This is a genomic window from Arthrobacter sp. Hor0625 (assembly GCF_052567525.1).
Window position 1 is genome coordinate 1,623,255 of the sequence record NZ_CP199586.1, and the last position, 26,501, is coordinate 1,649,755.

The 26,501-nt window shown below is 69.5% G+C and carries 24 protein-coding genes; 11 read left to right on the forward strand and 13 right to left on the reverse strand.

Annotated elements, in window-relative coordinates; genetic code table 11:
* The first annotated feature begins 64 nt into the window (after positions 1 to 64).
* Positions 65 to 466 carry a YccF domain-containing protein gene (locus ACTWLI_RS07390; RefSeq protein WP_056737414.1) on the forward strand — a complete coding sequence of 134 codons (402 nt, stop codon included), beginning with the start codon at positions 65 to 67 and terminating at the stop codon, positions 464 to 466.
* A 44-nt stretch (positions 467 to 510) separates the two neighbouring features.
* Positions 511 to 993 (forward strand): SRPBCC family protein, encoded by a 483-nt coding sequence (locus ACTWLI_RS07395; protein ID WP_445155981.1) that lies wholly within the window; start codon positions 511 to 513, stop codon positions 991 to 993.
* Positions 994 to 1,028: 35 nt separating this feature from the next.
* Here ACTWLI_RS07395 and ACTWLI_RS07400 read toward each other — a convergent pair whose 3' ends face one another.
* Complete coding sequence (locus ACTWLI_RS07400; protein ID WP_445155982.1) at positions 1,029 to 1,898, reverse strand: DUF4031 domain-containing protein; 870 nt, start codon at positions 1,896 to 1,898, stop codon at positions 1,029 to 1,031.
* Positions 1,899 to 1,907: 9 nt separating this feature from the next.
* Positions 1,908 to 3,242 carry an FAD-binding oxidoreductase gene (locus tag ACTWLI_RS07405; protein ID WP_445155983.1) on the reverse strand — a complete coding sequence of 445 codons (1,335 nt, stop codon included), beginning with the start codon at positions 3,240 to 3,242 and terminating at the stop codon, positions 1,908 to 1,910.
* A 159-nt stretch (positions 3,243 to 3,401) separates the two neighbouring features.
* Between ACTWLI_RS07405 and ACTWLI_RS07410 the strand changes: the two genes are divergently transcribed.
* The 5 genes from ACTWLI_RS07410 to ACTWLI_RS07430 all read left to right on the forward strand — a co-directional run bounded on the left by ACTWLI_RS07410 (position 3,402) and on the right by ACTWLI_RS07430 (position 7,621).
* Entirely contained in the window at positions 3,402 to 3,812 is a 411-nt protein-coding gene (locus tag ACTWLI_RS07410; protein WP_445155984.1) for a TOBE domain-containing protein, read from the forward strand.
* Complete coding sequence (gene modA, locus ACTWLI_RS07415; protein ID WP_445155985.1) at positions 3,809 to 4,576, forward strand: molybdate ABC transporter substrate-binding protein; 768 nt, start codon at positions 3,809 to 3,811, stop codon at positions 4,574 to 4,576. The genes ACTWLI_RS07410 and modA overlap by 4 nt, the downstream gene beginning before the upstream one ends.
* A complete protein-coding gene (locus tag ACTWLI_RS07420) occupies positions 4,576 to 5,430 on the forward strand; it encodes an ABC transporter permease (RefSeq protein ID WP_445155986.1) in 855 nt (284 codons plus the stop codon). Before modA ends, ACTWLI_RS07420 begins: the two co-directional genes overlap by 1 nt.
* Entirely contained in the window at positions 5,427 to 6,476 is a 1,050-nt protein-coding gene (locus tag ACTWLI_RS07425) for a sulfate/molybdate ABC transporter ATP-binding protein (protein WP_445155987.1), read from the forward strand. The genes ACTWLI_RS07420 and ACTWLI_RS07425 overlap by 4 nt, the downstream gene beginning before the upstream one ends.
* A 62-nt stretch (positions 6,477 to 6,538) precedes the next feature.
* Positions 6,539 to 7,621, forward strand: a complete 1,083-nt coding sequence (locus ACTWLI_RS07430) for an SDR family oxidoreductase (protein WP_445155988.1) — start codon at positions 6,539 to 6,541, stop codon at positions 7,619 to 7,621.
* Positions 7,622 to 7,685: 64 nt separating this feature from the next.
* Here the strand turns inward: ACTWLI_RS07430 and ACTWLI_RS07435 are convergent, their stop codons facing one another.
* Entirely contained in the window at positions 7,686 to 8,198 is a 513-nt protein-coding gene (locus tag ACTWLI_RS07435) for a carboxymuconolactone decarboxylase family protein (protein ID WP_445155989.1), read from the reverse strand.
* A 319-nt stretch (positions 8,199 to 8,517) separates the two neighbouring features.
* On the opposite strand from ACTWLI_RS07435, the gene betT reads away from it, so the two are divergent.
* From betT to ACTWLI_RS07450, 3 genes are read left to right on the forward strand one after another with little or no spacing between them, the layout of a single operon-like run.
* The gene (betT, locus tag ACTWLI_RS07440; protein WP_445155990.1) at positions 8,518 to 10,668 is read left to right on the forward strand and encodes a choline BCCT transporter BetT; all 2,151 of its coding nucleotides are present in this window, start codon (positions 8,518 to 8,520) and stop codon (positions 10,666 to 10,668) included.
* Complete coding sequence (locus tag ACTWLI_RS07445; RefSeq protein WP_445155991.1) at positions 10,665 to 12,161, forward strand: aldehyde dehydrogenase family protein; 1,497 nt, start codon at positions 10,665 to 10,667, stop codon at positions 12,159 to 12,161. Before betT ends, ACTWLI_RS07445 begins: the two co-directional genes overlap by 4 nt.
* Positions 12,162 to 12,165: 4 nt before the next feature.
* Entirely contained in the window at positions 12,166 to 13,740 is a 1,575-nt protein-coding gene (locus ACTWLI_RS07450) for a GMC family oxidoreductase (protein ID WP_445155992.1), read from the forward strand.
* A gap of 53 nt (positions 13,741 to 13,793) precedes the next feature.
* Here the strand turns inward: ACTWLI_RS07450 and ACTWLI_RS07455 are convergent, their stop codons facing one another.
* The 5 genes from ACTWLI_RS07455 to ACTWLI_RS07475 form a co-directional block, all read right to left on the reverse strand.
* Positions 13,794 to 14,816 (reverse strand): glycerate kinase family protein, encoded by a 1,023-nt coding sequence (locus ACTWLI_RS07455; protein WP_445155993.1) that lies wholly within the window; start codon positions 14,814 to 14,816, stop codon positions 13,794 to 13,796.
* A 4-nt stretch (positions 14,817 to 14,820) separates the two neighbouring features.
* On the reverse strand, positions 14,821 to 15,753 hold the full coding sequence (locus tag ACTWLI_RS07460; RefSeq protein WP_445155994.1) for a 3-keto-5-aminohexanoate cleavage protein: 933 nt from the start codon (positions 15,751 to 15,753) through the stop codon (positions 14,821 to 14,823).
* Positions 15,754 to 15,773: 20 nt separating this feature from the next.
* A complete protein-coding gene (locus ACTWLI_RS07465; RefSeq protein ID WP_445155995.1) occupies positions 15,774 to 16,538 on the reverse strand; it encodes an SDR family oxidoreductase in 765 nt (254 codons plus the stop codon).
* A 121-nt stretch (positions 16,539 to 16,659) separates the two neighbouring features.
* Complete coding sequence (locus ACTWLI_RS07470; RefSeq protein WP_445155996.1) at positions 16,660 to 17,979, reverse strand: MFS transporter; 1,320 nt, start codon at positions 17,977 to 17,979, stop codon at positions 16,660 to 16,662.
* A gap of 97 nt (positions 17,980 to 18,076) precedes the next feature.
* Positions 18,077 to 19,135 carry a LacI family DNA-binding transcriptional regulator gene (locus ACTWLI_RS07475; RefSeq protein WP_445155997.1) on the reverse strand — a complete coding sequence of 353 codons (1,059 nt, stop codon included), beginning with the start codon at positions 19,133 to 19,135 and terminating at the stop codon, positions 18,077 to 18,079.
* Between the two features lie 550 nt (positions 19,136 to 19,685).
* On the opposite strand from ACTWLI_RS07475, the gene clpB reads away from it, so the two are divergent.
* Entirely contained in the window at positions 19,686 to 22,343 is a 2,658-nt protein-coding gene (gene clpB / locus ACTWLI_RS07480) for an ATP-dependent chaperone ClpB (RefSeq protein ID WP_445155998.1), read from the forward strand.
* Between the two features lie 94 nt (positions 22,344 to 22,437).
* Here the strand turns inward: clpB and ACTWLI_RS07485 are convergent, their stop codons facing one another.
* The 5 genes from ACTWLI_RS07485 to ACTWLI_RS07505 all read right to left on the reverse strand — a co-directional run bounded on the left by ACTWLI_RS07485 (position 22,438) and on the right by ACTWLI_RS07505 (position 26,126).
* Positions 22,438 to 23,757: an ABC transporter permease gene (locus ACTWLI_RS07485; protein WP_445155999.1), complete on the reverse strand. Its 1,320-nt coding sequence runs from the start codon at positions 23,755 to 23,757 to the stop codon at positions 22,438 to 22,440.
* 4 nt (positions 23,758 to 23,761) lie between these two features.
* A complete protein-coding gene (locus ACTWLI_RS07490) occupies positions 23,762 to 24,640 on the reverse strand; it encodes an ABC transporter ATP-binding protein (RefSeq protein ID WP_445156000.1) in 879 nt (292 codons plus the stop codon).
* A gap of 97 nt (positions 24,641 to 24,737) precedes the next feature.
* Entirely contained in the window at positions 24,738 to 24,914 is a 177-nt protein-coding gene (locus ACTWLI_RS07495; RefSeq protein WP_445156001.1) for a hypothetical protein, read from the reverse strand.
* 5 nt (positions 24,915 to 24,919) lie between these two features.
* Positions 24,920 to 25,081: a hypothetical protein gene (locus ACTWLI_RS07500; RefSeq protein ID WP_445156002.1), complete on the reverse strand. Its 162-nt coding sequence runs from the start codon at positions 25,079 to 25,081 to the stop codon at positions 24,920 to 24,922.
* 133 nt (positions 25,082 to 25,214) lie between these two features.
* Positions 25,215 to 26,126, reverse strand: coding sequence for a septum formation family protein (locus ACTWLI_RS07505; RefSeq protein WP_445156003.1), 912 nt, complete (start codon positions 26,124 to 26,126; stop codon positions 25,215 to 25,217).
* Positions 26,127 to 26,501 lie beyond the last annotated feature (375 nt).

Consider the following 26,501-nt stretch of genomic DNA (forward strand, 5'->3'; position numbering starts at 1 on the left):
AATCAGGGGCGGATCAGGGCAAACCCCTGATCCGGAACGGCCTCCGGCGGGAGAGAATATAGCCATGAAGACACTGCTCAACATCATCTGGCTGGTTTTCGGCGGACTCTGGCTGGCCATTGGCTATTTCGTGGCCGGCGTCATCTGCTGCCTGCTGGTCATCACCATTCCGTGGGGGCTGGCCTCGTTCCGGATCGCGTCCTACACGCTCTGGCCTTTCGGTCGCATGGTGGTGGACAAGCCCGGCGGCAACGGGGTGTTCACGCTGCTGGGCAACGTCATCTGGCTGCTGGTGGCGGGCATCTGGATCGCGATCGGTCACGTGGTCACGGCCTTCGCCATGGCCATCACCATTATCGGCATCCCGCTGGCCATCGCGAACCTCAAGCTCATTCCGGTGTCCCTGATGCCGCTGGGCAAGCAGATCGTGCCGACCGACCGCCCATTCGCGGTCAGCTACCGCTAGGACCCGCAGCGGGCGGGCCACCCGAGGAAGCCGAGGGAAGAACAATGCAGGAGTCAACCACCCCGGAGGCCGGCGCCGACGAGCTGATGCTGGTCATCACCCGCGAGTTCCAGGACCCGATCGGCGTGGTCTGGTCCGCCCTGACGGATCCGGACCAGGCCCCGGCCTGGTGGGGTCCGCGCGGCTTCCATACCCCGCGGGAGAGCATCGACGCCGATCTGGAAATCGGCGGACAGTACCGCGCCTGCATGGTCCAGGACTCCACCGGGCAGCAGTACTGGTGGAGCGGCATCCACACGGACATCGAACCCCCGAACCTCTTCGTGTTCACCCACGCGTGGGACAAGGCGGACGGGACCCGCGGCTACGAGACCGAGATTACGTACCGGCTCGACGAGATCGACGGCGGCACCCGGTTGACGTTCAGCCAGGGGCCCTTCGACACGGCCGAGAACAGGGACAGCAACGGCACCGGCTGGCGGGAATCCTTCGACCGCCTCGCCGAACACCTCCGCCGGGGCGCCTGACGCACGCTGTCTAGGCCGCCCCAGGTTTCGCCGGCTCAGGCCAGTTCGGCCGCCAGGTTGCGCCGCGCCGCGTCCTGCCACAGCTCGCGCCCCCGCGCGGTGTGGAACAGCGGGTCAAGGTCCAGCAGCTGGCGCACGACGGCGGCGCGCCCGGCGGCGAAGTCGGCGTCGCCGATGTGGGCGAAATCCTGACGGACCGCCGCGAGGTAGCGGGCGTAGTCGTCCGTTCCGCCGCCCAGGACGGAGAGGTCGGCGTCGCTGAGCAGCGCGGCGGGCCGGTCGTCGGGGTCCGGCCGGTGCTCGGCCGTCATCCGGACCAGCCGGGCGACCTCCTCCGTTTCGGCCGCCGGGAGCCCGGCGTCCTCCAGCCGCTCCTCGGCCAGCCGGGCCGAGGCTTCCTCGTCCTCACCGGCGATGCCGAGGTAGACGGCGTCGTGGAACCAGGCCGCGAGCAGCACGGTCCGGGGCGGGCGCTCCGGGGCGGTCAGCTTGTCCAGGGCCTCCAGCACGGCGAGCAGATGGGTCCGCCCGTGGTACTTCCGATGCTCCTCGCCCCAGCGGTCCAGCAGGTCCAGGAACAGGGCGTCGTGGCCGGGCAGCACCTCATTCCAGCGGGTCAGCAGCGGCAGTTTCAGCGAGCCGCTGCGCCGCCGCGCCGGAATCCGCAGCCCGCTGCCGATCAACTTGCGGACCAGGACCCGGCCCTCGACCGGGATGGCGCCGGCGGCGACCAGCTCGTCGTAGCGGGCCTCGGCAACGTCATAGTGGTCGCCGTCGAACGCCCGCTCCGGGATGCCCGCGGCGCGCGCGAACGCATGCAGTTCCTCCAGCGAACTGTCGGAAACGAGGTGCGAAAAGCGGGTTCCGTGGGCGGGCCAGAGCGGGGGATCCAGGTAGACGGCCATGCAGGCAGTCTACGAGGCGGCCGGCAGGATGTTCTGGTTGCCGCGGAAGACGTTGCCCGGATCAAACTCGCGCTTTACCCGGGCCAGCCGGGCGTAGTTGTCCTCCCCGAAAGCGGCGCGGACGCGGTCCCTGCCCTCGTCGCCGACGAAGTTCAGCCAGACCCCGCCGGTGGCGTACGGGGCGATGTCCCGGCGGAACTTCTTGACCCAGGCTTTGGCCTCTTCTGAGGCCGCCGCCGTCGCCTCCATGCCGTACGGGTGCGTGACCCACTGGGCGCCGCGGTTCTGCAGCGGTGTCTGCGCGGCGGCGGGCCCGGCCACGGCCCCGCCCCAGCGGGCCACCAGATGCTGGGAGTACGGTCCGGGCAGGTGCCGGGCCGCGTCCACGATCACGTCCAGGGCGGCGTCCGGGAGGGCGTCGTGGTACTCGGCGCTCCAGTAGTGGTAAAGGTCCGGCGGGTCATCGATCATGCACTGAAAATCCGCGTAGTTCATGTCGCCGACGAGGTCCACGGCGGGGTCGAGGTCGCGGAACGGCGCCGCCTGTTCGGCCCCCGCAGCCGGATCACCGGCGTACAGGTACGCCAGGCCGACGGCGGGCTTGCCCACCATGTCTTCCGGGACGAACGGCTCAGGCGGTGCGGTGAGGAACACCAGCGCGCTGCCGACGGCGTCCGGCGCTGCCTGCGCCAGGTCCCGGTAGGCGCGGCTGAGGTCCGCTGCCTCCTCACCGCGCCACAGCATGATCCCGGCATGGACCGTGGGTCCCAGTTCGTGCAGCCCGAACGTGAAGCTGGTGGCGACGCCGAAGTTCCCGCCGCCGCCGTGCAGGGCCCAGAACAATTCGGGGTTCTCCCGGGCGCTCGCGGTGACCCGGTCCCCGGCCGCCGTCACGAGGTCCACGGAGACCAGGTTGTCGCAGGCGAAGCCGTAGGAGCGTTCCAGCCAGCCGGAGCCGCCGCCCAGGGTGAAGCCCGCCACCCCAGTGGTGGAGGCGCGGCCGCCGGTGCTGGCGAGGCCGTGCTCCTGGGTCGCGCGGTCGAATTCACCCCAGGTGACGCCGGCGCCCACCGTCACGGTCCTGGCCTCCGGGTTCACGGCGATCGATTTCATCGGCCTGACGTCCACCACCAGGCCGCCCTCATTCGTGGACATGCCGGCGACGGAATGCCCGCCGGCGCGGACCGCGACGTCTAGGCCGTTGGCCGCGGCGTGGGCCAGGGCATCGGCGACGTCGGCCGCGTCCGCGCACTGGGCAATGACGGCCGGGTGCCGGTCGATCATCGCGTTGAAGAGTTTTCGAGTTTCGTCATAGGCCGCGTCGTCCGGCCTGACCCATTTCACGGCGGTGCTCCTAGCCGACCGCGGCTCACCCCTCCCCAAAATCGTACGGCTGATACGCGTCCGCGGCTATGGGGCCGTGCTTCACGGGACCCCCTTCGAAATACGCAAGTGCGGTGGAAGCGTCTTCCTGCGGCCGCATCTGCGTACTAAGGTGGCCCTATGCCGACTTTCCGCGTCTCCGAAGCAGCCCGGTTCCTGGGCGTCAGCGACGACACCGTCCGCCGCTGGACCGAGAACGGCAGCCTGACCCCGCAACGGGACGACGCCGGCCGGCTCGTGGTGGACGGGCTCGAGCTGGCAACCCTGGCCCGGGAGCAGGCGAAGCTGCCGGAAGACCCGGCCGGCGGCCTCAGCTCCGCCCGGAACCGTTTCGTGGGGCTGGTCACGGCCATCACCGCCGATACCGTCATGGCCCAGGTGGAGTTGCAGTGCGGGCCGTTCCGAGTGGTGTCGCTGATGAGCAGCGAGGCGGTCCGCGACCTGGGGCTGCAACCCGGGTCGGTGGCCACCGCCGTCGTCAAAGCCACCACCGTGATCATCGAAAGCCCGCACGGGAAGGCCCAGGCATGAGCCGGCTGCGGTGCGCCGCCGCCTTCCTGGCGGCCGGCGCCCTGGCTTTGGGAACCGCTGCGTGCGCGGGGCCCGGCAACGGCTCGGGCGGACGGACCCTGACCGTCTTCGCGGCCGCGTCGCTGAAGGCGCCGTTCACCGAACTGGCCCGCGAGTTCGAGGCCAGCCACCAGGGCACCGCGGTCACGCTCAGCTTCGCCGGGTCCGCCGACCTGGCCACCCAGCTCAGCCAGGGGGCGCCCGCGGACGTGTTCGCCTCCGCGGATGCCAAAATCATGGCGAAGGTCCTCGACGCCGGACTCGTCGAGGGCACGCCCCGCAACTTCGCCAGCAACGTCCTCGCCCTCGCCGTGCCGCCGGCCAACCCCGCGGACATCGGCTCCTTCGCCGACCTCGCACGGCCGGGGGTCAAGGTGGTGGTGTGCGCGGCCCAGGTGCCGTGCGGCGCGGCCGCCCGCGCCGTCCAGGCCGCCGCCGGCGTCACGCTGAAGCCGGTCAGCGAGGAATCCTCCGTCACGGACGTGCTCGGAAAGATCACCTCGGGGGAAGCCGACGCCGGGCTCGTATACGTCACCGACGTCCGCTCCGCCGGGTCGAAGGTGAAGGACATCCCCTTCGCGGAGTCCGCCGCCGCCGTCAACCGGTATCCGATCGCCGCGCTGAAAGGCAGCCGGGATCCGGACCTCGCGGCCGACTTCACCGCGTTCGTTACCGGCGCCCGGGGCCAGGAAATCCTGGCCGGCGCCGGCTTCGGGGAGCCGTGATGGGGCACGGTTACACCGGAATCCCGCGCTGGGTGCTGGGCATCGCCGTCATCGGCGCACTGTTCGTCCTGCTGCCCCTGGCCGCCATGGCCGCGCGGGTCGACTGGCCGCACCTTTTCCCGCTGCTGACCTCGGACGCGTCGCTCACCGCGCTGGGGCTCAGCCTGCGGACGGCGGCGGCGAGCACCGTCCTGTGCCTGCTGCTCGGCGTCCCGCTGGCCCTGGTCCTGGCCCGGAGCACCTTCCGCGGGCAGCGACTGCTCCGCTCCTTCGTGCTGCTGCCGCTGGTGCTGCCGCCGGTTGTCGGCGGTATCGCGCTGCTCTACACCTTCGGCCGGCAGGGCCTGCTGGGCCGCAGCCTGGAGATCGCCGGCCTCCAGATCGCGTTCTCGACGACGGCGGTGGTCCTCGCCCAGACCTTCGTGGCCTTGCCGTTCCTGGTGGTCAGCCTCGAGGGGGCCCTGCGCTCGGCCGGGAGCCGGTACGAGGCCGTGGCCGCCACGCTCGGCGCGCGGCCCGGCACGGTGCTGCGCCGGGTGACCCTGCCCCTCGTGCTGCCCGGCCTCGCCTCCGGCGCCGTGCTCTCGTTTGCCCGGAGCCTTGGCGAGTTCGGCGCCACCCTGACCTTTGCCGGCAGCCTGCAGGGCGTCACCCGCACCCTGCCGCTGGAAATCTACCTGCAGCGCGAGACCGACGCCGATGCCGCCGTCGCGCTGTCCCTGCTGCTGGTCGCCGTGGCGGTCATCGTCGTCGGACTCAGCTACCGTGGACCCTCCCCGGACGGCGGATACTCAGGGCGGGGTGCCGGGCGCCCGGCCGGGCGCACCCCCGGAGTGCGGCAGGAGGCCCCGTGACCTTCAGCCTGCAGGCCGCCGTCGCCGCCCGCCATTTCGATGTCACCCTGAACCTGGCGGAGGGCGAAACGGTAGCCGTGCTCGGGCCCAACGGCGCCGGAAAGTCCACCCTGCTGTCCGTGGTGGCGGGCCTGCTTCGCCCGGACGCGGGCCGCGCGGAGCTCGACGGCCGGTTGCTCTTCAACCTCGGGCCGGGCCGCAAGGCGTGGACGGCGCCGCACCGGCGCGGCACCGCGCTGCTGGCCCAGGAAGCCCTCTTGTTCCCGCACCTGAGCGCGCTGGAGAACGTGGCCTTCGGGCCCCGGAGCGCCGGGGTGCCCCGGGGTCAGGCCCGCGAAGCCGCCCGGCACTGGCTTGGCGAGGTCGACGCGGCGGAGCTGGCCGCCCGGCGGCCCGGGGAACTCTCCGGGGGCCAGGCCCAGCGCGTGGCGCTGGCGCGCGCCCTGGCGGCGGCTCCGCAGCTGCTGCTGCTCGATGAACCGATGGCCGCCCTCGATGTGCACGCGGCCCCGCTGCTGCGGCGCCTGCTGAAGCGGGTCCTGGCCGGCCGCCGGGCCATCATCGTCACCCACGATGTGCTGGACGCTTACATGCTTGCCGACCGGGTGATCGTGCTGGAGGACGGCGAGGTCACCGAGGCCGGGCCCACCCGCGACGTGCTCGAGCGGCCCCGCAGCCGCTTTGCCGCCGGCCTGGCGGGGCTGAACCTGGTCGCCGGCACCGTCACGGCGACCGGCCTGCGGACCGCCGCCGGGCTGGACTTCGCGGGACGGCACGAGGATGCTGCGGACCCCGGCCAGGCCGGCGTGGCGGCGTTCCCGCCGTCGGCCGTTTCCGTCTTCCTCGACGAGGCGCACGGCAGCCCGCGGAACTCCTTCCCGGTCACGGTCACCGACCTGGAACCGCACGGGGACCAGATCCGGGTGCGGGCGGGGGAGCTGTCCGCTGACGTGACCCCGGCCGCCTCGGCCGACCTCGGGCTGGTCCCGGGCTCGCGCGTCTATTTCGTGGTGAAGGCTGCTGCCGTTTCGGTCTACCCCGCGTAGGCCCGGCTGCGGCCGGCGCCGTAGGGTGGAGGGACAGCCAGCCACCCTTCAGGAGGAATTCCGTGCTTCCAGAACCAACCCGCGCCCAGGGCCGGACCGCACTCGTGGTGGGAGCGAGCGGCATCGCCGGTTCCGCCCTCGTGAGCCTCCTGTCGGAGAGCGGCTGGGACGTCCTGGCCATGTCCCGCGGCGGCGTCGCCCGTCCCGGCGTGCGGCCGCTCAGCGCCGACCTCGGGTCGCCGGAGAGCCTCGCGGCCGCGCTGGCGGGGGAGAACCCGACGCACGTGTTCTTCACCGCGTGGTCGCGGCAGGCAACCGAGCGGGAAAACATCGAGGTCAACGCGGCGATGCTGCGGAACCTGCTCGACGCGCTGCAAAACAGCCCGGTGGAACACGTCGCGCTAATGACCGGGCTGAAGCACTACCTGGGCCCGTTCGAGGCCTACGCCGCGGGGGAGATGCCGGACACGCCTTTCCACGAGGAGGAGCCGCGGCTGCCGGTGGCCAACTTCTACTACGCCCAGGAGGACGAGCTGTGGGCCGCGGCGGAACGGCAGGGCTTCACCTGGTCGGTCCACCGGGCCCATACCGTGATCGGCCACGCGGTGGGCAACGCCATGAACATGGGCCTGACGCTCGCCGTCCAGGCCACGCTCTGCAAGGAACTGAACCTGCCCTTCATCTTCCCCGGTTCCGAGACGCAGTGGAACAGCCTCACCGACATGACGGACAGCGGGCTGCTGGCCGAGCACATGCTCTGGGCGGCCACCGCGGAAGGGGCTGCCGACCAGGCCTACAACATCGTCAACGGCGACGTCTTCCGCTGGCGCTGGATGTGGCCGCGGCTGGCCGCCTACTTCGGCGTCGAACCGGTCGGCTTTGAAGGCGCACCCCGGCCACTGGAGCAACAGATGAAGGGCATGGAAGAACCGTGGGCGGAACTGGCCGGCCGGCACGGCCTCGCCGAGCACGACCTGGCCCGTGTCTCGTCGTGGTGGCACACCGACGGCGACCTGGGCCGCAACATCGAGGTGCTGGCCGACATGTCCAAGAGCCGGCTGGCCGGCTTCACCGGCTACCGCCGGACGCTGGACTCCTTCACGGGGCTCTTCGACCGTTTCCGGGCGGACCGGCTGATCCCGTAGCGCGGCCCGGCCGGGCGGTGAGTGAACCGCGGCCCGGCCTGCGGGGCCGGCCTGCGAGGCCGGGCTAGTCGGCGCCGTCTGCCTGCCCGGTTTCGGCTGCCTTCCGGCGCACCGGGTGCTGGCTGACGATCGAGACCCGGTTGAAGGCGTTCATGGCGATCGCCAGCCAGCTGACCGCGGCGAACTCGTCGTCGGTTAGGTGCTTGCGCGCCAGCCGGCCCTCGTGCTCCCGGGCGGCGGCGTCGGAGATGTTGGTGATCGCCTCGGCCAGCGTCAGGGCCGCGGCTTCCTTCTCGGTGAACAGCTTGGTGTCCCGCCAGGCGGGGAGCACCGCGAGGCGCTGGGCGGATTCGCCGTTCTTGATGGCGTCGCCCACGTGCAGGTCCAGGCAGAAAGCACAGCCGTTGATCTGCGAGATGCGCACATTGAGCAGTTCGACCAGGGTCTGGTCCAGGCCGGCCTCATCTGCGGCCTCCTTGGCCTTCAGGCCCAGGCCGTTCAGCGTCCGCCAGGCGGCGGGGTGGGCCTTGTCGAGGAAAACGCTGCGGGGGTGGTCCGAGGCCGGGGTCTGCTCCATGGACCCAGCGTACCGAGCAGCGACACACTCAGCCCGCACTGGATGTGACAAATCTGTCATATGTATGACAAAGTTTGTGGGTAGTCATTTTTCGATCCGATGGTCGGTTCCTTGGGGGAGCCGACCATCGGATCGCTTCTTTTTGGGCCGAACGTGGCAAATTTCACTAAATTCGGCACTTTTTGCGCAAAATTGCTAGCGTCGATGGCCAAGCCAGACCCAACGGACGCCGGCCGCCAGGCCCCCGATTCCGGCTGAAAACAGCCGTTCCGCATCTCTTGCCCGCGCCGGCGTCCCATCCGCAGCCTCAACGACTGAAATGGGATTCATGAGCCAGAGCAGCACCGTCAGGACAAATTCGACCGCCGCGCCCGGTGAGCCGGATGGAGCCGGGGAGCGCAGAACGCGGGTCAACAAGAGCGTTTTCATCGGCTCGGCCACCGGCGTCGTCGGGATCACGCTCTGGGCCATCCTCGCCAAGGACAACGCCGAAGCCGTCATCGGCTCGCTGGTCGGCTGGGTGTCGACCAACATGGGCTGGTACTACTTCCTGATCGTGACCGCCGCGCTGGTCTTCGTCCTCGTGGCCGCGCTCTCCCGGGTCGGCAAGACCAAGCTGGGCCCCGACCACTCCAAGCCCCAGTTCGGCATGTTCACCTGGGCCGCCATGCTCTTCGCCGCGGGAATCGGCATCGACCTGATGTTCTTCTCGGTCAGCGAACCCGTCAGCCAGTACCTCGCCCCGCCGCAGGGTGAGGGCAGCAACCCGGAGGCAGCCCGCCAGGCCCTCGTCTGGACCCTGTTCCACTACGGGCTCACCGGCTGGGCGCTGTACGCCCTGATGGGCCTGGCGCTGGGCTACTTCGCGTACCGCCACAACCTCCCCCTGAGCATCCGCTCGGCGCTGTATCCGATCTTCGGCAAGAAAATCGACGGCCCGATCGGACACGCCGTCGACATCGCGGCGCTGCTGGGCACGATCTTCGGCATCGCCACCTCGCTCGGCATCGGCGTCGTGCAGTTGAACTACGGACTGCACTTCATGTTCGGCGTCCCGGAAAACCTGGCAATCCAGATCGGCCTGATCGCGCTGTCCGTCGTCATGGCGACCGTGTCCGTGATGTCCGGGGTGGAAAAGGGCATCCGGCGGCTTTCCGAACTCAACGTCGTGCTCGCCGTCGCCCTGATGCTGTTCGTGCTCTTCGCCGGCAAGACCAGCTTCCTGCTCGACGGCATCGTGCAGAACATCGGCGACGTCATGAGCCGCTTCCCGGCCATGACCCTGGACACCTTTGCCTACGACCGCCCGACCGACTGGCTCAACGCCTGGACGCTGTTCTTCTGGGCCTGGTGGATCGCCTGGGCCCCCTTCGTCGGACTGTTCCTCGCCCGGATCTCCCGCGGCCGCACCATCCGGCAGTTCGTGCTGGGCACCATGACCGTCCCGTTCCTGTTCATCCTGCTCTGGATCTCCATCTTCGGAAACTCCAGCATCGACCTGATCATGAACGGCAACGCCGCCTTCGGCGAAGCAGCCATGAGCAACCCGGAACGCGGCTTCTACAGCCTGCTCGCCGAGTACCCCGGCGTCCCCGTGACCGCGGCGGTGGCCACCTTCACGGGCCTGCTGTTCTACGTGACCTCCGCGGACTCCGGCGCCCTGGTCATGGCCAACTTCACCTCGCACCTCAAGGACGCCGACTCGGACGGACCGGAGTGGCTCCGGGTGTTCTGGGCTGTTGCAACCGGGCTGCTGACGCTGGCCATGCTCATGGTCGGCGGCGTCACCACGCTGCAGAACGCGACGATCGTCATGGGCCTGCCGCTGTCACTGCTGCTGGTCTTCATCATGCTGGGGCTCTACCGGGCCCTCCGGGTGGAGAACTCGCTCAACGACAGCTACCGCGCCAGCCTGCCCGGCATCATCTCGGGCCGTGCCGGCGGCGAGCAGCGGGGCGGGCGCAGCTGGCGCCAGCGGCTGACCCGGGCGATGAGCTACCCCGGCCGCCGGCAGACGAACCGCTTCGTGGAGACCATCGCCCTGCCGGCCCTGCAGGAGGTCAGCGAGGAGCTCCGGTCCCAGGGGGCCGAGACCGTCCTCTCCGTGGCCCGGGTCGAGTCCTGCGGCATCGACAGCATCGACCTGCAGCTGGCCATGGGCGGGGAACGCCCGTTCAAGTACCAGATCTACCCGGTCCAGTACGAAACCCCCTCCTATGCCACCCGCCGGGCGGACCCGGAGGACCACTACTACCGGATGGAAGTGTTCTCCCTTGAGGGCAGCCACGGCTACGACCTCATGGGCTACACCAAGGAGCAGGTCATCACGGACGTCCTGGACCACTACGAACAGCACCTGGAATTCCTGCACCTGAACCGTGCAGCGCCGGGCAACACCGTCCTGGTCGAGGACCAGATGGCCAAAGACAATTGGGAATCAGACTTCGAAACGCAGGAGGCAACAAAATGACCACCGCAACGCTATTCATCGGCGGCGCCTGGAGCGCAGCATCCGACGGCGGCACCCGGGACATCCACTGCCCGGCCGACGGCGAACTGGTGGGCACGGTCTCCGAGGGCACCGCCCAGGATTCCGCCCGGGCCGTGGAAGCGGCGCGCGCCGCGTTCGACTCCGGCGAATGGGCCGGCACCTCCGCCCTGGAGCGCGGCTCGTTCCTGCTCAAGGTGGCCAACCGGCTGCGCGAGCGCAAGGATGAATTTGCCCGGGCCGAGACGCTGGACACCGGCAAGCGGCTGGCCGAGAGCGAAATCGACATGGACGACATCGCCAACTGCTTCGAGTACTTCGGCAAGCTCTCCGGCCAGGACTCCGGCCGGGTCGTCGACGCCGGCAGCGCCACCGTCGTGAGCCGCATCGAGTACGAACCCGTCGGCGTCTGCGCGCTGATTGCGCCGTGGAACTACCCGCTCCTGCAGGCGTCCTGGAAGATCGCGCCGGCGCTGGCCGCCGGCTGCAGCTTCGTGCTCAAGCCCAGCGAACTGACCCCGCACACCTCCATCCTCATGATGGACGTGCTGCAGGAGCTCGGGCTGCCCGCCGGCGTCGCCAACCTGGTCCTCGGGGCCGGCGCCACCGTCGGGTCCGTGCTCTCCAGCCACCCCGACGTCGACCTGGTGTCCTTCACCGGCGGCCTGGAAACCGGGAAGACCATCGCCGCGGCCGCCGCCGGCACGGTCAAGAAGGTGGCCCTCGAACTGGGCGGCAAGAACCCCAACATCGTGTTCGCCGACGCGGACCTCGACGCCGCACTGGACAACGCGCTGAACGCCGCCTTCGTCCATTCCGGCCAGGTCTGCTCCGCCGGAGCCCGGCTGATCGTCGAGGAGTCCATCGCGGAGCAGTTCGTCGACGACCTGGTCCGCCGCGCCCGGCAGATCCGCCTGGGCGGGCCGTTCGACCCGGAGGCCGAGACCGGGCCGCTGATCTCCGCGGCCCACCGCGATAAGGTCACGGCCTATGTGGAGAAGGGTGTGGCCGAGGGCGCCCGCCTGCGCTGCGGCGGCACCTGGGGCGAGGGGGAGCTGGAGAAGGGCTTCTACTACCTGCCCACGGTCCTGGACCAGGTCACGAGCGGCATGTCCGTGGTGGTCGACGAGGCCTTCGGCCCCGTGGTCACCGTGGAGACATTCCGCACCGAAGAGGAAGCCGTGAAGATCGGCAACGACACCCACTACGGCCTCGCCGGGGCGGTCTGGTCCCAGGACGCCGGCAAGGGCCAGCGCGTCGCCCGCGCCCTGCGCCACGGAACCATCTGGATCAACGACTTCCACCCCTACCTGCCGCAGGCGGAATGGGGCGGCTTCGGGCAGTCCGGCGTCGGACGGGAACTGGGCCCCACCGGCCTGGCCGAGTACCAGGAGGCCAAGCACGTCTACCACAACATCGATCCGCAGGTGACGGGATGGTTCGCCGACCGTTCCGCATCCGCAGAGGGGAAGTAGCACTATGACCATGCTGGACAAGACCGACTTCGATTACATCGTCATCGGGGGCGGGTCCGCCGGTGCGGCCGTCGCCTCCCGGCTCAGCGAGGACCCCGCGGTGGAAGTGGCGCTGGTGGAGGCCGGGCCCGACGACCGCGGCGTGGACGAAATCCTGCAGCTGGACCGCTGGATGGAACTGCTGGAATCCGGCTACGACTGGGACTACCCGATTGAGGAGCAGGAGAACGGCAACTCGTTCATGCGCCACGCCCGGGCCAAGGTCATGGGCGGCTGCTCCAGCCACAACTCCTGCATCGCGTTCTGGGCACCCCGCGAGGACATCGACGAGTGGGAGCAGAAGTTCGGCGCCACGGGCTGGAACGCCGAGATGGCCTACCGGCTCTACAAGCAGCTGGAGACGAACGAGGACGCGGGCCCGGACGCCCCGCACCACGGCGACAGCGGACCGGTGCACCTGATGAACGTCCCGCCGTCGGACCCCACCGGCCGCGCACTGCTGGATGCCTGCGAGCAGTCCGGCATCCCCAAGGTCCGCTTCAACACCGGCGAGACGGTCATCAACGGCGCCGGGTTCTTCCAGATCAACCGCCGGGCCGACGGCACCCGGTCCTCCTCGTCCGTGTCCTACATCCACCCGATCACGGACCGGAAGAACTTCACGCTGCTCACCGGGCTGCGCGCCAAGGAACTGACCTTCGACGACGCCAACCGCTGCACCGGCGTCGCCGTCGTCGATAACGCGTTCGCCAAGACCCACGCGCTGGGCGCCCGGGCCGAGGTCATCGTCTCGGCCGGCGCCATCGACTCGCCCAAGCTGCTGATGCTCTCCGGCATCGGGCCGGCGGAGCAGTTGGCCGAATTCGGCATCCCGGTCCGGGCGGACTCCCCGGGTGTGGGCGAGCACCTCCAGGACCACCCCGAGGGCGTCATCCAGTGGGAAGCCAAGCAGCCCATGACCCAGACCTCAACGCAGTGGTGGGAGGCCGGGATCTTCACCCCGACCGAGGTCGGCCTGGACCGGCCGGACCTGATGTTCCACTACGGTTCCGTGCCGTTCGACATGCACACCCTCCGGCAGGGCTTCCCCACGACGGAGAACGGCTTCTGCCTCACCCCGAACGTCACGCACGCCCGCTCCCGCGGCACGGTGAAGCTGCGGAGCAAGGACTTCCGGGACAAGCCCAAGGTGGATCCGCGCTACTTCACCGACCCGCACGACACGCGGGTGATGATCGCCGGGATCCGCAAGGCCCGCGAGATCGCGGCGCAGCCGGCACTGGCGGACTGGGTGGGCACCGAGCTCTACCCGGGTGAGGCCATCCAGACCGACGAACAGATCGCCGACTATATCCGCAAGACCCACAACACGGTCTACCACCCGGCGGGGACCGTGCGGATGGGCGCCCCGGAGGACCGGATGTCGCCGCTGGACCCGGAACTGCGGGTCAAGGGCGTGAGCGGGCTGCGGGTGGCCGACGCCTCGGTCATGCCGGAACTGACCACGGTCAACCCGAACATCACCACGATGATGATCGGCGAACGCTGCGCCGAGCTGGTCAAGCAGGCCCGGGCCTAGGAACCCCCGGCGGGACATGCCCCGCCCTGCGGCCCGGCACTGGACATAGCGGATTATGTCCAGTGCCCGGCGGCAACGGTGGGCATGTCCGGCGCGGGCGGCGCTACCTCGCGGGAAATTTCCCACCCGGCACGCCTCATCCGGTCCGCGTCACCGGCCACGATCACCCCGGCGAAGTTGTCCGCATAGCCGCCCAGATCCTCGTGGACGGAGCCGACGACGGCGTACACCGGGGTGGTGCCGCTGCGGGCCAGGATGGCGGCGATGATCTTGCCCTGGCCGGTCTGGGAGTCAAGCCGGCCCTCGCCGGCCACCACCGCGGTGCTCGCCGCGGCCAGGGCGTCGAAGCCGAGCAGGTCCAGGACATAGTCCGCACCGGAAACCAATCGGGCGCCGTACTGCGCCCACATCCCGCCGGAAAAGCCCCCGGCCGCCCCGGTCCTGGCCGCCGGCCGGGGGTCGCGGCCCAGCTCGCGGGCGAACCGGTCCGCCTGCGCCTCGAGCCGCCGGGTCAGGACCTCCACCGTGGCCGGGTCCGCGCCCTTCTGCGGGCCGAAGACGCGGGCGGCGTCGGCGAAGGGGGTGGTCACGTCGCTGAGGATGACCACCTCGGCACCGTCCAGCCCGCCGCGTTCCTCGATCGCGGCGATGGCCCCGGCGCCGCCGTCGGTCGTGGCGGAACCGCCGGCGCCCACCAGCACCCGCCGGGCGCCCAGCCGGACAGCCTCGGCCATCAGCACCCCGGTGCCGTAGGTGCTGGCCCGCACGGGATCCCGGTCACCGGTGCTGGGCAGGTTGAGCCCGCTGGCGAACGCGAGCTCGACGACGGCGGTGCCGTCCGCCGCCAGCGCAACGACCGTCTCGACGTCGTCGCCCCAGGGCCCCACCGTGCGGACCCGGACCCGGCGGGCGTCCAGGCCCCGGACGAGCACCTCAAAGGTTCCCTCGCCGCCGTCGGCCACCGGAAGTTCGACGGCGGTCCCGCCCGCGGCCCGGATCCCGGCGGCGATGTGGGCGGCGACGGCCTCGGCGGCGAAGGTGCCCTTGAAGCTGTCCGGGGCGACGAGGATGGTCACGGGCCTAGAATCCCACCTGGTCGCGACCCTTGAGCTGCAGCATTTCGCGGGCCTCGTCCGGAGTGGCGACCTCGAAGTTGAGGGCCTCCAGGATGGTCCGGATCCGGGTGACCTGCTCCGCGTTGGACGCCGCGAGCTGACCGGGGCCGATCCAGAGCGAGTCCTCCAAGCCGACGCGGACGTGCGAGCCCATGGCTGCGCCGATTGTGGCGAGCGGCATCTGGTTCTTGCCGGCGCCCAGGATGGACCACTGGTAGTCCTCGCCGAGCAGCCGGTCCGCGGTGCGGCGCATGTGCATCAAGTCCTCCGGGTGCGCGCCAATCCCGCCGAGCAGCCCAAAGACGGACTGGACGAACAGCGGGCCGCGGGCCAGGCCGCGCCCGTGGAAGTGGGCCAGATTGTTCAGGTGCGAGATGTCGTAGCACTCGAATTCGAACCGGGTGCCGTTCGCGTTGCCGATGCCGAGGATGGTTTCGATGTCCTGGAAGGTGTTCTTGAAGACCAGGTCGCGGCTCTTCTCGAGGCCTTCGCGCTCCCACTCGTGGCCAAACTCGGTGAAGCGGTCCAGCATCGGGTAGAGGCCGAAGTTCATCGAACCCATGTTCAGCGAGGCCAGTTCGGGCTTGAACAGCGCGGCCGGCTGCATGCGCTCCTCGACGGTCATGTGGGGGGAGCCGCCGGTGGTGATGTTGATGACGGCATCGGTGTTGCGCTTGAGCTTGTCCAGGATCGGGGCAAAGTGCTCCGGATCCTGTGAGGGACGGCCGTCCTTCGGGTCGCGGGCGTGCATGTGCACGATCGCGGCGCCGGCCTCCGCGGCGCCGATCGCGGCGTCGGCGATCTCATCCGGGGACACCGGCAGGTGCGGGGACATGGACGGGGTGTGGATCGCGCCGGTGACGGCGCTGGTGATGATGACTTTGCGTGCAGCAGCCATGGGGGTCGCTCCTTCGGGGCTCAGTACAGCTTTTCGGTGTTGCCGTCGACGGCGAGGGCCTGGCCGTTGACGTTGCGGGCCAGGTCGCTCGCGGCAAAGGCGGCCATGTTGGCGATGTCCTCGGCTTCGATCAGCCGGCCCAGCGAGGACTGGTTGTGGTACAGCTCGGAGACCTGCTCCGTCGGGAGGCCCAGCATCTGCGCCTTGGCGGAAATGACGGCGTCGATCCGGGGGCCGTTGACCGCGCCGGGGCAGATCGCGTTGACCCGGATCCGGTCCGGGCCAAGCTCGATCGCGAGCGTCTTGGTCAGCCCGACGACGGCCCACTTCGAGGCCGAATATGCGCTGCGCCCGGCCATTCCCAGCCGGCCGGCCGCCGATGAGAGGTTCACAATCGAGGCGCCGGTGCCCTGACGGAGCAGCGGCAGGGCGTGCTTGATGCAGTAGAACTGGCCGTGGATGTTGACGTCGAAGGTGGCCTTCCAGGCGTCCGCATCAAGGGTCTCAAGGGGTCCGGTCGGCCCTGCGATGCCGGCGTTATTGACCAGCACGTCCAGTCCGCCCAGCTCCGCGGCCACCGTGGCCATGAGGTCGCGGACCTGGGCCTCGTCGGAGACGTCGCTGACCGCGGCGGCCAAGCCGTTGACGCGGGCCTTTTCGACGGCGTCGGGGTCAATGTCGGTGACGAAGACGTTGGCGCCGAGCTGCTGGAACTTGTTCGCGATGGCCAGGCCGATGCCGTTGGCTCCGGCGGTGACGAGGACGCGTTTGGCGGTGAAATCCATGGTGTTTCCTAGCGGTGGTGGTTCGGGGGTCGGGCCGCCGGCACGCTGCGTGCGTGCCGGCGGTGCGACGTGGCGGTATCCATGGCGGGCGGTGTCCGTGGCGGGCGCCGCCGTCGGGCGCCTAGTGGGCGGCGGGGACGGCGTCGGGCTTCTCGGTGCCGCGCTTGAGCATCAGCGACAGCAGCGCCCCGATGACGCACATGCCCACGATGAACCACAGGCCGGAGAGCTTGGAGCCGGTGGCGTCCTGCATGAAGCCCATGACATAGGGGCCGAGGAATCCGCCGAGCAGGCCGATGGTGTTGACGAAGGCGATGCCGCCGGCGAGGGCGGCGCCGGTGAGGCGGGTGGCCGGGTAGGTGAAGAGGATCGGCTGCAGGGCGAAGAAGTTGAACGCGGCCAGGCAGAAGCCGATCATGCCGAGCAGCGGTCCGCCGACGGCGCCGAGGGCGAAGCCGGCGATGATGCCGATCATGGTGCCGGTGACGAGAAGGCGGGAGCGCCTGCCGTCGGTGGCGAAGCGGGGCACCAGCAGGGCGCCGGCGGCGGAGAAGATCCACGGGATGGCGGTCAGCAGGCCGATCTGGAGCGGGTTGAGCTTCCCGTACGTGCCGATGATCGAGGGCAGGAAGTAGGACAGGGCGTAAACGGCGATCTGATGGGTGAAGTAGACGCCCACCACCAGCAGGATCTGCTTGTCCTTGAGGACGTCGCGCAGGCGGTGGTTGCCGGAGGCCTTGGCGCCGGCCTTTTCCTCGGCGGCAATGCGGGCCTCGAGGTCGGCGGCTTCCTCGGCGCTGAGGAAGGTGGCCTTGCTGGGCCGGTCCGGGAGCTTCTTCCAGACGACATAGGCGAGGATGCAGGCGGGCAGGCCCTCGACCAGGAACATCCACTGCCAGCCGTGCAGGCCGCCCAGGCCGTCGAGGGTCAGCAGCAGGCCGCCGAGCGGGGCGCCGACGATGTTGGCGATGGAGACGCCGAGGAGGAACATGCCGTTGGCCTTGGCCCGGTCCTTGACCACGAACCACTGGGTCAGGAAGTACATCACGCCGGGGAAGAGCCCGGCCTCGGCGACGCCGAGCAGCATGCGCATGATGTAGAAGGACCACTCGCCCTGCACGAAGGCCATGCCGGCGGAGATCAGGCCCCAGGTGATCATGATCCGCATGATCCAGAAGCGGGCGCCGACCTTGTGCATGATGAGGTTGGAGGGGATCTCCGAGAGGGCGTAGGTCAGGAAGAACAGGCCGGCGCCGATGCCGTAGGCGGTGGCGGAGATGCCGAGGTCGATTTCGAGGCGGTCCTTGGCCATACCGATGTTGGTGCGGTCCAGGAAGGCCATGATGTAGGCGCCGATCAGCAGCGGCATGACCCTGCGGAGGATCACGCCGTTTATTTCCTGCGGTGTGCGCATCTTCGTTGGTGCGGATACAACTGACATGGGTGGGTCCTTGGATTGGGTCAGGGTGACGGTGGACAGCGGGCAGCGTTGGAGAAGCCCTTGGGGGGTGCGGTGCGTGTCTGGGTGGTCAGGAAGGTCAGGGAATTGCCGGCGTGCAGCCGCAGGTGCGGCCGATATGGAGGCGGTGCGGGCACACCAGTGAGGTGTAGCTGCGGGACGGGGCGTCGATGCGTTGCAGCAGCATGGCGAAGGCTTCGTGGGCCATTTCCTGCTGCGGCTGGACGATGCTGGTGAGGTTGATCAGGCCGGAGCGGCTGTGCGGGAGCCCGTCGCAGCCGGCGACGGCGACGTCGTCGGGGATCCGCAGGCCGCGGGCCATGGCATATTCCATGACGCCGATGGCCAGTTCGTCGCTGCCGCAGACCACAGCCTGCGGCGGCGTCCCGGAGGCGAAGAGCCGCTCGGCGGCGAGCCGGCCGCCCTCGTTGTTGACCCGGGTGCTGATCTTGCGGTCCCCGCTGATCACGACGCCGGCGGCAGCGGCCGTCCGCACGAACGCCTGTTCCCGGGCCAGCGAGGCGGTGGACACCCGCGGGCCGATCACCGTGGCGATCTCGGTGTAGCCGTGGCCGAGCATGTGCTGCATTAGGACGGTGGCCGCGGCGTCGTCGTCGATTCCGACGAAGTCCGAGTCGAGGAAGTCGGCGCGGCGGGACAGGCAGACGTAGGGGATCCGGGCGGCTCTGAGGGTGCGGAGGGCGCGGGCATCGTCCCGGAGCGAGGCGGCGAGGATGACGCCGTCGACGGCCCGGTTCGCGAGCGTCGCGGTGACCTGCGCCAGGACCTCGGGGTCGTCCTGGGTGGTGGCCACGAAGACCTCGTAGCCGGAGTCCGCCGCCGCGGAGATCACGCCCTGGGCCCAGCGCGGGAACATCGGGTTGATGATGTTCGGCAGGATAAGGCCCACCACCCGGGTGCGTTGCAGGTCGGTGGAGTGGGAGGACTTACGGGGCCTGAAGCCAAGCTCGTTCGCCACGTGGATGATGTGGCGCCGGGTCTCCGGCGAGACGCCGCCCTTGCCGTTCAGGACATAGGACACCGCGGCGGGGGAGACCCCTGCCGCCCGGGCGACGGCGGCCGCGGAAACCGGGGCAACCGGGCCGTCGCTGGTAGCGGCGGCGGCATGTGCCTGCATCCTGACCCTCCTTCGCGCCGGTTCGCGTCCTTGTGACCTCAGTTACAGTAATGAGCGGTTTCAGCGTTAAGCAACGTTAAGTAGCCGGCTTGCTTTCCGGGGGTCTGCCGGGCTCAGGCCCGTCTCGCGGACTCCCCGCCGGACATGCCCATCCCCTCCCCGGCGGACATGCCTGCCCGCTGTCTGCCGAGACGGACATGCCCATCCCTCGGCTCGGCCGGTGGGCATAGTGGCTTATGCCCACCGGCTGACGTCTGCGCTGGGCATGTACCGTAGCCTGCCCTGGTGGACATGCCCGTCGCGGATGCCGACCTGTGAGCATGACGGACCATGCCCGTTGGTTGGCCTGAAGAATGGGCATGTCCGGTCGCGGGGTCGGGCGTGAGTCAGCCCCCGGGCCGCGGCTCACCCGAGGGTCGGGCATGTCCCGCCGCGCGACCCTAGACAGGTGTTTCGCCGTGGGCAAACATGGAACCAAAGGCACTCAATCCAGAGTTGAGCGGGATAGACTCAACTTTGACGACAGTCTTATCCCCGGAAGGAGCTCTCTTTGGACGCCAAATTCACCACCAAGAGCCAGGAGGCTCTTTCGGCCGCCGCCATGAACGCCTCGACGGCGGGCAACCCGCAGCTGGAACCCGCGCACCTGCTCAAGGCGTTGATGGACCAGCGCGAGGGGGTCGCCGTCGCGCTCCTCCGGGCCACCGGAACCGACCCGGACACCGTCAGCGTCCAGGCGAGCACCGCGATCAAGGCGCTGCCGTCCACCTCGGGCAGTTCGGTGCAGCAGGCCCAGCTGTCCCGCACCGCGATGCAGGCCATCAAGAACGCGCAGAACGAGGCCGAGCGCCTCGGCGACACCTTCGTCTCCACCGAGCACCTGCTGCTGGGGCTGGCGGCAGGGAGCGACGACGTCGGGCGCCTGCTGCGCGAGGCCGGCGCCTCGCACGAGGCGCTGCTGGCGGCCCTGCCCGGGGTCCGCGGTGACCGCAAGGTGGACAACGCCGACCCGGAAAACACCTTCCAGGCCCTGGAGAAGTTCGGCACGGACCTGACCGCGATCGCGCGCTCCGGGAAGCTGGACCCGGTGATCGGCCGTGACGCCGAGATCCGCCGCATCATCCAGGTCCTCAGCCGTCGCACCAAGAACAACCCGGTGATCATTGGCGAGCCCGGCGTCGGCAAGACCGCCGTCGTCGAGGGCCTGGCCCAGCGGATCGTCGCCGGCGACGTGCCCGAGAGTCTGCGCGGCAAGACCCTGATCGCCCTGGACCTGGCCTCCATGGTGGCCGGCGCCAAGTACCGCGGCGAGTTCGAGGAGCGGCTGAAGGCGGTGCTGGAGGAGATCAAGAGCTCCGAGGGCCAGATCGTCACCTTCATCGACGAGCTCCACACCGTGGTGGGGGCGGGCGCCTCCGGGGACAGCTCGATGGACGCTGGCAACATGCTCAAGCCCATGCTGGCCCGCGGCGAGCTGCGGCTGATCGGCGCCACCACGCTGGACGAATACCGCGAAAACATCGAGAAGGACCCGGCCCTGGAACGCCGCTTCCAGCAGGTCTTCGTGGGCGAGCCGAGCGTGGACGACACGATCGGCATCCTCCGCGGACTCAAGGAACGCTACGAGGCCCACCACAAGGTTTCCATCGCCGACTCCGCGCTCGTGGCCGCGGCCACCCTGTCCAACCGGTACATCTCCGGCCGGCAGCTGCCGGACAAGGCGATCGACCTGGTGGACGAGGCCGCGTCCCGCCTGCGGATGGAAATCGACTCCGCCCCGGAGGAGATCGACCAGCTGCGCCGCCAGGTGGACCGGCTGACCATGGAGGAGCTGGCCCTGGCCGGCGAGACCGATCCGGCGTCGGTGGAGCGGCTGGCCGCGCTGCGGTCGGACATGGCGGACAAGAAGGAAGAGCTCGCCGCGTTGAACGCCCGCTGGGAGGCGGAGAAGGCCGGCCTGAACCGGGTCGGTGACCTGCGCGCCAAGCTGGATGAGCTGCGCTCGACGGCGGACAAGGCCCAGCGTGAGGGCGACCTCGAGGCGGCGTCACGGATCCTCTACGGCGAGATTCCGGCCCTGGAGCGCGAACTCACCGCCGCGGCGGAGGCCGAGGCGGCGGTGCCCGACAAGTCCGGGCAGATGGTCGCCGACGAGGTCACCGCGGACGATATCGCCGAGGTGATCTCCGCCTGGACCGGCATCCCGGCCGGCCGCATGCTGCAGGGCGAAAGCCAGAAGCTGCTGGACATGGAGCACGTCCTGGGCGAGCGGCTGATCGGCCAGACCAAGGCCGTCACCGCCGTGTCCGACGCCGTGCGCCGCGCCCGCGCGGGCATCAGCGACCCCAACCGGCCCACCGGCTCGTTCCTCTTCCTGGGCCCGACCGGCGTCGGCAAGACCGAGCTGGCCAAGTCGCTGGCCGACTTCCTGTTCGACGACGAACGCGCCATGGTGCGGATCGACATGTCCGAGTACTCGGAGAAGCACTCCGTGGCCCGGCTCGTCGGGGCGCCTCCCGGCTACGTGGGCTACGAGGAGGGCGGCCAGCTGACCGAGGTCGTCCGCCGTCGTCCGTACTCCGTGCTGCTGCTCGACGAGGTGGAGAAGGCGCATCCGGAAGTCTTCGACATCCTGCTGCAGGTGCTCGACGACGGCCGCCTCACCGACGGGCAGGGCCGCACCGTGGACTTCCGCAACGTCATCCTGGTGCTGACCTCCAACCTGGGCAGCCAGTTCCTGGTGGACCCTAACCTCGACGCTGCCGCCAAGCGCGACGCTGTCATGGCGACCGTGCACGCGTCCTTCAAGCCGGAGTTCCTGAACCGGCTCGACGAGGTGGTGCTGTTCGACCCGCTGAGCGTCGAAGAGCTCGCCGAAATCGTGGAACTGCAGGTCAAGGAGCTGGGCGAACGGCTCAAGGGCCGCCGCCTGACGCTGGAAGTGTCCGAGGGGGCGCGCGCCTGGCTGGCCGTCACCGGCTTCGACCCGGCGTACGGTGCCCGGCCGCTGCGCCGCCTGGTCCAGCGCGAGATCGGCGACCGGCTGGCCAAGGCCATCCTGGCCGGCGAGATCTCCGACGGCGACACGGTCGTCGTGGATACCGCGCCGGATTTGATGGAGCTGACGATGGGCGGTCCGGAGGTGTCCGACCGCCCGGGCGGCGGCGCCTCCAGCGGCTCCGGGCTCTCGGTCCGGCGCAAGGAGTAGCCGCTAAGGCTCCACGGCGTCCGTGCAAGCAAACGCGAAGGGCTGCAGCCGTCCGACGACGGCGGCAGCCCTTTCGCGTGCCCGGTCCGGGCGGCTATTTTGCGGCGGAAGCCTCGCGTTTGCGGAATGTTCCCGCGATGGAGAGCTTGCCCGAGTAGTGGATCGACCCGTACCGGAAGAGATGCGCTGCCAGCCTGAGGATGAGGATGCCGACGATGAAGAGTTCCGCAATGATGATGACGGATTCAAGCGGGCTGAGAGTGCCAAAGGCGTTGCGGAGCAGTGCGGTGATGGGCGCCGACAGTGGGAAATAGGTGAAAATCTGCACGATGGGGGCGCGGGGGTCGGAGATGATGAGGCTGACTGCGTAGAACGGAACGAAGATCAGTCCCATCAGCGGGCCGAAGATCGTGCCGGCGTCCTTGGTGGTGGGCATGACGGCGCCGATCGCGACCAGGACACCCGTGAAGACGGTGAAGCCGCCCAGCAGCAGTAAGGCGCCCACGATCATTGTGCCCGGTTCAAAGCTGATGGAGGAGAGGTCGAAGTCCGGGATGGCCAGCTTGTCGCGGAAGAACACGAAGCCCACGACAATAGGCGTGAGGAAGACGAGGATCTGTACCAGCCCCACCAGGAACAGTGCCGCGACCTTGCCGATGATCAGAGTGGTTGGATTGAGCGTGGTGAGGATCATCTCCGTGACCCGGTTCTCCTTCTCCTCCAAGGTGCTGCTCAGCATCTGGTTGGAAAGCAGGATGATCGAGACGTAGAAGATCACCAGGAATGTCAGCGGCGGAATCGCGGAGCCGAAGCCGCCGGTCTGCCGCCCGTCCTTAAATGTCTTGGCCTCGGTCTTGATGGCACCGCTAGCCGCGGCGTTCAGCTGGGGCGAACCGACCGCAGCCTGTGCGGAGGCCGTGAGCAGCTGCTTGGCGACGGCGTCGTACTTGTTGTTCTCAAAGATGCCCTTGTCCGCCCCGTAGACCTTGACTACCTCGGTGGCGGGCTGGGCCGGGTACGCGAAGAAGGCGTCGCTCTTGCCCTCCTGCACGTCCCGGAGAGCGGCCGCGCCATCCGTGGCCCGTTGTCCCCCCATGGCCGCCGCGACCTGCGGGGAAATGAGTCCAGAGTCGTCGGTGTAGGTGAAGGACATCGACGCGGTCTTCTGGGCATCGGCGCTGGCCGAGGTGGAGGAGTTGCTCAGGTACACGAGGCCGAAGACGATCGCGATGACCACGGGGATGGCGAGGGTGGCGATCCAGAATCCCCGCTTCTTCAGGGTGCGCGTGAATTCGAACTCGACGACGGTCCCCAGGTTGTGGCGGGCGAAGGGGCGCTTCGGGACGCCAACCGGCGCACTCTCGGACTTCGGCGCGGGCGGCGCGGACGGGGGCGGTGCGGTGTGCTGTGTCATGGGTTCAGACCTCTGCCAGTTCGTGCTGTTCGCCGTAAACCTTGATGAAAACCTCATCCAAAGAGGTGCGCGCGGTGGCGAAGGACCGTACTGCCACGCCGCGCTCGATCAGGGTGCGCAAAACCGTAGCCTCGTCGCCGCCGGGCCGGGGAGAGAGTTCGGCGTCGCCGCCGGTGTCCAGTACGACGTCGTACAGCTCCGACGCGGGCAGCCGCCCGGTGTAGGAGAGCCGGTAGCGGGTGCCGCCGAACTGTTCCTGGACCTCAGCGACAGTGCCGTAAGCGCGCGCCGTGCCGTCCTTGAGCAGGATCACCCGGTCGCATAGCCGCTCGACCTCCTCCATCTGATGGGTGACGAGCACAACCGTCGCCCCCGCGAGTTTCTGCTCTTCGATGATGTCCATCAGCAGGCGCCGGTTGACCGGGTCGAAGCCCTTAGTGGGTTCGTCAAGGATCAGGAGTTCGGGCTCATTCATGATCGTCACACCAAGCTGGACCTTTTGCTGCTGGCCGCCGGAGAGCTTGTCCAGCCCGGTGGAAGCCTTGTCGGCCAGATCGACTCGGTCCAGGTATTCCCGCGACCACGCCTTGGCGCGGTTCTTGTCCAAACCCTTGAGCCGGCCGAAGTAGACCATGACATCGAGAACGGCTTCCTTCTTGTAAAGCCCGCGCTCCTCCGGCAGGTAGCCGAGCCTGGCCCCGTCCCGGGGTGCGAACGGCTTACCCCCGATGTGCAAGGTCCCCGCGGTGGGCTGGTAGATGCCCAGCAGGGCGCGGAGGGTGGTGGTTTTCCCGGACCCGTTGCTGCCGAGAAATCCGAAGGTCTCGCCGGCGCGGACGTCGAAAGACAGGTCTTTGACGACCGTTTTGTCGCCGAAGTCCATCCGAAAATCTTTGATGTGCACAAGCGGCTCCGCGGCCGCGCCCCCCAAAATCATGCGCCCAGCTTAGCCGGATCCGCCCGTCTGACGCGTGTGGGTCCTAGCGCGGGTCGCCGGCGCGGGTTTCCCGCCAGCGGATGACCAGCGCCACCGCCACGGCGACCGCCGCGCCGATCAGGAAAGCGGTGACGGCCCCGGTCGAACGCCAGAGGAAGGCGTACGGCAGGTACCCGGCGGCAAAGACTGCCAGGACCCGCAGGAACTTGGCCTTCGTCATCCGCATCAGGCCACCGGCCCGGCGCCGGACCCCGGCCCCTGCGCGGCCTTGAGGTCTCGGATGCGGAGCCGCAGGAAGATGATGAGAAGCACGAGGGCGTAGACGGCCAGCCCCACCAGCACCGCCATCACTGCGAAGTAGAGAATCCCAAAACCAAAGCCAACCACGTGCACGCCTCCCCAACAGGTGTGCCCGGCCGACTGCCCGGCACAAGCCTGCGACGATACCACCGACGCCAGCGGCCCGCAGGTCACGCGCTTGCAGGCGGCGATCCGGCGGCCCTGGGGGAGTTGCCTAAACCTAGAGCCGGGGGATCAGGGATTCCTTGATGACGTTGCCGCCGTCGGCCACGAAGTAGCAGTCCACCCGCCGGTCGCCGGAGTTCCAGCTGGACGCGCTGGGGTAGGCCAGCTTGTAGCTGAAGTCGTAGCTGGCCGACTTGTCGGTCAGCGGTGCCGCCTTGCAGGTATCCAGCGCCTTCTGCTTCAGCGGATCCCGGCCGGGGTAGGCGTCGTCGGCGCCGTAACGGTCCACGGCGACGAGCTGCGCCGAATGGCCAGTGGAGCAGGCGACGACGGTCGCCGTCGGTGCGCTCGCGTCGAAGTCCTTGAAGCAGTCACCCAGCTGGAAGTCCAACGGGTTCACGCCCTCCAGCGGAAGGGCGCCGCGGGCTGCGGGCGACGGCGGCGCCGACGCCTCCGCGGAGGCGGGTGCCGACGGTGCTGCGGCGGACGCTGCCCCGGCGGTCGGTTCATGTTTCGACGCGGCCAGCGCCGTAAGCCACCAGGCCACCAGGCCCAGCACCACGACGGCGGCCACGGCGGCGGCGACCCGTGCCGGGCCCAGCCGCAGCCCGGTGGTCCGCACGGCCTGGCCGAGGCGCCGGGCGCGCGGCCCGGCCTCGGCACGCAGGCGGCGGACGCCGGGTCCCACCGCGCCGCGGAGCCGGGTCCCCTGGGTGGCGAGCAGCTTTCCCAGCTGGGAGGCTCCGGAGGTGGTCTTGCGGGCCGTGGGCTTACCAGCCGTGCGGCGCTCAGCGGTCTGCCGCGGGGCGGCCGGAGAGGCCGGAGCGGACGGTGCGGGATCGGCGGCGCGGCGCTCGGGAGCCTGCGGGGCGGCCGGAGCTGCGGACGGTGCGGCTGATGCGGGGGAGGTGCGGGAAGGAGGAACTTCCCCGGGAGCCGCGGAGTCTGCGCGGGGAACGGCCGGCATGGCCGACGTCGGCGGCGCCGAAGGGCGCGGCGGGATATGCACGGCAGGGCGGCCCGACTGGGCCGCGGCTGAGGGGCCGTTCGGTTGTCCTGCGGAGGGCTCCGGGCGGGAACCGTTAGGCATTCCGGCGTCGCCGCGCCTGGCGGTTTCCTCGCTCGCAGGCTTGTCGGTCACTCGGGAATTCACCTCTTCCGTGCGTTTGCGTAAGGGGCCGGGCGGCCGGTCGCGGGTCCTGTTTCCGGGAACCCGTCAAGAGACTCTATCGAAGATGCTGCCGGGCCTGCATGCACGCCGGCGCCGGCCGGTCACTCGATGGGACGGACGACACTGTCCACCATGGCTCCGGCGGCAAGCAGTACCAGCCGAAAGCATGTA